We start from the raw sequence: 4085 nt of genomic DNA on the forward strand, positions 1-4085 counted from the left end.
CGGCCTTCGGCGCCCACCACCAGCGGCGCCGTCAGGGTGCGGCCGTCCGCCAGCCGCACCTGCGCGGCGCGGGGCGTCACCTCCACAGCCTCCACGCGGGCCGGGGCCAGCACCTCGATACCGGCCCGCTGCACCGCCGCAGCCAGGGCGGCGCGGACGCGGCGGTTCTCCAGCATGTAGCCGAGCGGCTCGCCCTCGGTGCGGCCGGCGATCTCGGCCGCGTCGAAGCGCAGGAAGAAGGGCCCGGGGGCGGACGCCGCCGCGCCCGGTCGCGGCGCGTCGGTGACCAGTATCTGCTCGATCCGCTGGGCCTGCGGTTCCAGCTCCGGCGCCAGCCCCAGCACCCGCCATTGCCGGAAGGCCGCGAAGGCGATCGCCGAGGCCCGGCCGTCGAAGGTCGGCGCGACCTGCGCGTCGAACACCACCGGGTCGATCAGCACCGCCTTGAGCCCCGCCTGGGCCAGCGCCAGGGCCAGGGTCGCGCCAGCCATCCCGGCGCCGGCGATGATCACGTCGGCATCGAATTCCATGCGCCGATATGGCGGCCAACCCGCTCGAAGGTCCAGAGGCGTTGCGGCCCAATCGTGGACCCGCCCGTCCATCTTTCACATTGCGCCCGGCCGTCCACCGCGTAAGCTGGACTTCATCGTCCATTTTTCAGTCGGAGCTTGTGACGTGGCGGGGTTGTTGCGGCGGCATCTGATACCCGTGCTCGTGGGCGCGGTCGTGACGCTGGCCATCGCGGTCGGCGGCGTCTTCTGGTGGACCGGCAAGCAGCGCTACGAGACCACCGACAACGCCTTCATCCACGCCGACAAGGTGATGGTGGCCCCGCAGGTCGGCGGCTACGTGGCCGAGGTGCTGGTGGACGACAATCAGGCCGTCCAGGCCGGCCAGCTGCTGGTGCGCCTCGACGGGGCCGAGATCCAGGCGAGGCTCGCGGAGGCGATCGCCAACGCCGCGGCCCTCGAGGCGGCGGTGCGCGCGGTCGACGACAAGGCTGCGCTCGAGCAGGCGATGATCGCGCAGCGGCAGGCCGGCGTCGCCAGCGCCCAGGCCGAGGCCCAGCTCGCCGCCGCCGAGATGAGCCGCTACGGCGCCCTCGGGGACCGCGGGTTCGTCTCCACCCAGCGCATCCAGTCGGCCAAGGCCGCCGCCGCCCAGGCGCAGGCCGCCGTCGCCCAGGCGAAGGCGACCCTGGAGGCCGAGCGGCAGACGGCGGCGTCCCTCGGCTCGGCGCGCGCCCAGACGCTGGCCCAGCTGGACGCCGCGCGGGCCTCAGTGGAGCAAGCGCGCATCGACCTCTCGCGCACTGAAATCCGCGCCCCCGTGGCCGGCGTGGTCGGCGCCCGCAGCGTGCGGCCCGGCCAATACGTGCGGGTCGGCTCGTCGATGATGAGCGTCGTGCCGCTGACCGACACCTACGTGGTCGCCAACTTCAAGGAGACCCAGGTCGCCCGGCTGCGCATCGGCCAGCCGGTGGAGATCCGCGCCGACGCCTTCGGCAAGCAGACCCTGAAGGGCAAGGTGGAGAGCTTCGCTCCGGCCACCGGCGCGGAGTTCGCGGTCATCCCGGTGGAGAATGCAGTCGGCAACTTCACCAAGATCACTCAGCGCCTGCCGGTGCGCATCCTGGTGGACCGGACGGAGCCGCTGGCCGGCGCTCTGCGGCCGGGCCTGTCGGTGCACGTGAAGGTGGACGTGACCCGGGACACGGGGCCGAGCTTCGCCGAGGCCGTGCCGCACGCCGCCCTGGCCCAGCACGCCGGGACCCCGTAGGGCCCCCGCCGTGACCGAGGCGGCCCTCAGCTTCGACCGCGCCGAGCGGGCGCAGGCGCTGGGCGTCCCCGAGACGGCGCTCAACGCCGAGGGCGAGGTCGCCTGGGGAAGGATCTTCCTGGGGTTCGGCGGGATGGTCGTGGGCCAGTTCATGGCCATGCTCGACATCCAGATCGTCAATAGCTCGCTGACCCAGATCCAGTCGGGCCTGGGCGCCAGCGCCGACGAGATCAGCTGGATCCAGACCATCTATCTGCTGGCCGAGGTGATCACCATTCCGCTGGCGGCGTACCTGTCCAAACTGTTCGGCACCCGGCCCTTCTATGTCACCGCGGTGGTGATCTTCGTCATCACCTCGATGGCCGTCGGCCTGGCCAACAGCTACGAGTCGATGATCGTCCTGCGCGCGCTGCAGGGCCTGGCGGCCGGCGCGATGATCCCGGCCGTCTTCGCCACCGCCATGACGGTCTTTCCGCCGGAGCAGCGGGTCACCGCCAACGTGATCACCGGCCTGGTGGTGACGCTCGCCCCGACCATCGGCCCGATCCTCGGCGGCTACCTGACCGACGCCCTGTCCTGGCGCTGGCTGTTCTTCATCAACCTGGTCCCGGGCGCCCTGGTGATCTTCCTGGTCGGACGCTACGGCGGATTCGACAAGCCGGACCGGTCTTTGGCGAAGGGAATCGACTGGTTCGGCCTCGTGGTCATGACGATCTTCCTGCTGACCATGCAGTACGCGCTGGAGGAGGGCGCCAGCGAGGGCTGGTTCGAGGACGACCTGATCCTGTGGCTGACCGTCACCGCCGCCGTGACAGGCCTGGTGTTCGTCTGGCGCCAGGTCACCTATCGCCAGCCCATCGTCTCGCTGAAACCTTTTGTGAACAAGGAGTTCACCCTCGGCGTGCTGATGAGCTTCATCGCCGGGGTGAGCATCTTCGGCGGCTCGTTCCTGATCCCGATCTTCCTCGGCCAGGTGCTGCAGTACACCGCCACCCAGGTCGGCACGACCATGCTGGTCTCGGGCCTGACGATGTTCCTCTCGGCCCCGATTTGCGGGCGGCTCGTCCGCTCCATGGACCTGCGGATCTCGATGATCCTCGGCTTTGGCCTCGCCGCCTGGTCGACAGCGCTCGGCGGGCGGATCACGGCCGACTGGGGCTTCCACGAGTTCGCCGTGTTGCAGGCCTGGCGGAGCTTCGGGGTGATGATGGCGATGATCGGAGCCCAGCAGCTGGCGGTCTCCACCTTGCCGGCGCACATGATGAAGGACGCCTCGGGCCTGGTGAACCTGGTGCGCAACCTGGGGGGCGCGGTCGGCCTGGCGGTGCTTTCGACCGTGCTTACCCACCAGACGGCGGTCCACCTGGCCGACATCTCGGCGGCGGTGAACTGGGGAAACCTGTCCAGCCAGCAGATGCTCGAGGCGCTCGCCGCGATCATGGAACAGCGCGGGGCGGCCGATCCGGAAGGAGCGGCCCGAATGGCGTTCGGCGGGATGATTCGACGCGAGGCGGCCGTGCTGGGCTACGGGGATGCGTTCTATTTCCTGGCGGCCGGCTGTGTGCTCGCGGGCGCCATCGCCTTCTTCGTCGGGCCGGCCTGGGCGCAGGGCTCCGTCCGGCCGGGGGAGAAGCGCTGATGCCGAGGATCGCCGGCCAGATCGACCAGGCAAAGACCGAGGCCATCCTGGACGCCGCCGTGCAGGTGTTCACAGAGCGCGGCTTCGCCGCCTCGATCGAGGAGATCGCCCGCCGAGCCTGCGTCTCCAAGCAGACCATCTACAACCACTACGGCGGCAAGGCCGAGCTGGTGCGGGCGCTGGCGCGCCGGCGGGTGCATCAGGTGACCGCGCCGCTGGAAGGGGCCGATGCGGCCGAGAACCCCCGCGACGCCCTGGCCGGCTACGCCCGCATTCTGCTCGAGGCGGTGGCGACGCCCAACAGCCTGGGCTTCATGCGGCTGGCGGTGCAGAGCGCCGTGGAGATGCCGGAGGTCGGCCGGGCCATGTACGAGGCCGGCCCCAGGGCCAGCGCCGAGCGGCTGGCGGAATTCCTGGCGCAGGAGGACCGCGCCGGACGCCTGCACATCCCCGACCCGCTGCTGGCGGCGGAGATCTTCCGCGGCATGGCCATCGGCTCGCTGCAGATCGCCGGCCTGCTCGGCATGGCCCGAGAGCTCGAGCCCGACGAGATCGGCCGCATCTCCAACGAGGCGGCCGACCGGTTCATGAAGGCATACGGTCGGTGACTCTGCGGTGACGGGTAGCCTCGCCCGCCAGGAGCGAGGCTACCTGTCACCCTTCTTCG

At 70.7% G+C, this 4085-nt stretch carries 4 protein-coding genes; 3 read left to right on the plus strand and 1 reads right to left on the minus strand.

All coding sequences use genetic code 11. The features are described from left to right. On the minus strand, window positions 1–530 hold a 530-nt coding region (locus VHK87_RS18965), incomplete at its 3' end, for an FAD-dependent monooxygenase (RefSeq protein WP_329636456.1). A gap of 145 nt (window positions 531–675) precedes the next feature. Between VHK87_RS18965 and VHK87_RS18970 the strand changes: the two genes are divergently transcribed. Genes VHK87_RS18970 through VHK87_RS18980 form a run of 3 tightly spaced genes read left to right on the plus strand, consistent with a single transcriptional unit; the run spans window position 676 to window position 4026 of the window. After that, the gene (locus tag VHK87_RS18970) at window positions 676–1779 is read left to right on the plus strand and encodes an HlyD family secretion protein (protein WP_414694169.1); all 1104 of its coding nucleotides are present in this window, start codon (window positions 676–678) and stop codon (window positions 1777–1779) included. 10 nt (window positions 1780–1789) lie between these two features. Further along, window positions 1790–3418 carry a DHA2 family efflux MFS transporter permease subunit gene (locus tag VHK87_RS18975; protein ID WP_329636458.1) on the plus strand — a complete coding sequence of 543 codons (1629 nt, stop codon included), beginning with the start codon at window positions 1790–1792 and terminating at the stop codon, window positions 3416–3418. Then, entirely contained in the window at window positions 3418–4026 is a 609-nt protein-coding gene (locus VHK87_RS18980) for a TetR/AcrR family transcriptional regulator (protein WP_329636459.1), read from the plus strand. The genes VHK87_RS18975 and VHK87_RS18980 overlap by 1 nt, the downstream gene beginning before the upstream one ends. Window positions 4027–4085: the final 59 nt, after the last annotated feature.

The sequence above is a fragment of the Phenylobacterium sp. genome, assembly GCF_036263695.1.
Lineage (GTDB): Bacteria > Pseudomonadota > Alphaproteobacteria > Caulobacterales > Caulobacteraceae > Phenylobacterium.

What these genes read in the sequence shown, in the direction of transcription:
- VHK87_RS18980 (WP_329636459.1), top strand. Translation starts at nt 3,418, where the DNA reads ATGCCGAGGATCGCCGGCCAGATCGACCAGGCAAAGACCGAGGCCATC.